The 1,332-nt window shown below is 66.5% G+C and carries 2 protein-coding genes; both read right to left on the reverse strand.

Features of this window, described 5'->3' with window-relative positions; genetic code table 11:
• Nucleotides 1–30: 30 nt before the first annotated feature.
• Nucleotides 31–960 (reverse strand): IS3 family transposase, encoded by a 930-nt coding sequence (locus ACFVJ3_RS49490; protein WP_378459047.1) that lies wholly within the window; start codon nt 958–960, stop codon nt 31–33.
• A complete protein-coding gene (locus tag ACFVJ3_RS49495; RefSeq protein WP_378459048.1) occupies nt 957–1,265 on the reverse strand; it encodes a transposase in 309 nt (102 codons plus the stop codon). Before ACFVJ3_RS49495 ends, ACFVJ3_RS49490 begins: the two co-directional genes overlap by 4 nt.
• Nucleotides 1,266–1,332: the final 67 nt, after the last annotated feature.

Below are 1,332 nucleotides of genomic sequence, written 5' to 3' on the forward strand. Positions count from 1 at the left end.
TGAGATTCCCCCGCTTCTCCGGAGACTTTTCTATCTGGCTCCGGTGAGCTCGGGTTCGATGATATCTGTCTCCTGTCCGTCTGGTCGGTCGTAGTAGGCGCGTTCGTATTCGTCGGGTGACAGTCCGCGCAGACCGGCCTGAATCCTGCGCGGGTTGTACCATCCATCGATGTAGCGGAACAACGCCGCCTCCGCCTCGGCTCTGGTTGCGAATGTTCTTGCGGGCCAGTAGATAAGCTCGATCTTGAGTGTCGACCACAGGTTCTCGGCGAGCGCATTGTCGAAGCTGTCCCCGACGCTTCCGGTGGACGGGGCGATGCCCGCGTCGACGAGCCGCTGGGTGAACCGAACCGCCGTAAATTGACAGCCCTTGTCGCTGTGGAAAATCAACTCCCCGCCCCGGACATCGCGGGAGAACAGGGCATAGTCGAGCGCCGAGAGCACCAGGTCGGTGTCCGCCCGCGGGCCGGATCGCCAGCCGACCACCTTGTTGGAGAACGCGTCGCGCACACTCGCCAACCACAACACCCCCTCGCCGGTGAGGATCCGCGTCAGGTCGGCCACCCACTTGGTGTTGGGTGCGGTCGCGGTGAAGTCCCGGTCCAGCAGGTCCGGGGCGGCGGTGTGCCGCGGATTCTGCTTCGTCGAGCCACCCTTCCACCCCTTGCGCAGGTAGGCGCCTCGGCGTCCGTTCTCGCGCATGATCCGCTCGACCCGTTTGCGGCCGACCCGCACCCCGCGGCGGCGCAGCTCCAGCCACACCCGCGGGGACCCGTACGTGCCCGCGAACTCGTGCGAGGCGCGGATCTCGTCGATCAACGCCAGCAGCTCGGCGTCCTCCCGCCGCCGCCGAGCGGGCAGGGTCGCTCGCGCCCGCCACTCGTAGTACGTCGACGAGGCGATACCCAGGACCCGCAATACGAGACCGACCGAGAAGTCATGCGCATCAATGAAACTCATGACCTTCTCCGGGTCGGGTCGATCTCCGCAGCGAAATACGCGCTCGCCGCCCGCAGCACCTCGTTCACCCGCCGCAGCTCCGCGACCTCCCGGGCCAGGCGCCGGTTCTCCTCGATCATCGCCGTCGACGGCCGGTCGTCGCGCTCCCCGTGATCGGCCTCGGCCTGGCGGATCCAGTTCCGCAGCGCCTCCGGGTGCACGTTCAACTGCTCGGCCAGTCGGCGGAGCACCGGCCTCGGATCCGACTCCCGATACAACCGCACCGCACGTTCCCGCAGCTCGGGCGGATACTTCCTCGTTCCCATGATGTCCTTCCTCGGTCTCCACATAAAACCTGGTTCGGAAGTGTCCGGAGAAACGGGGGAGGCTCAG

Source organism: Rhodococcus sp. NPDC127593, from assembly GCF_042671975.1.
Classification (GTDB): Bacteria; Actinomycetota; Actinomycetes; order Mycobacteriales; family Mycobacteriaceae; genus Rhodococcus_F.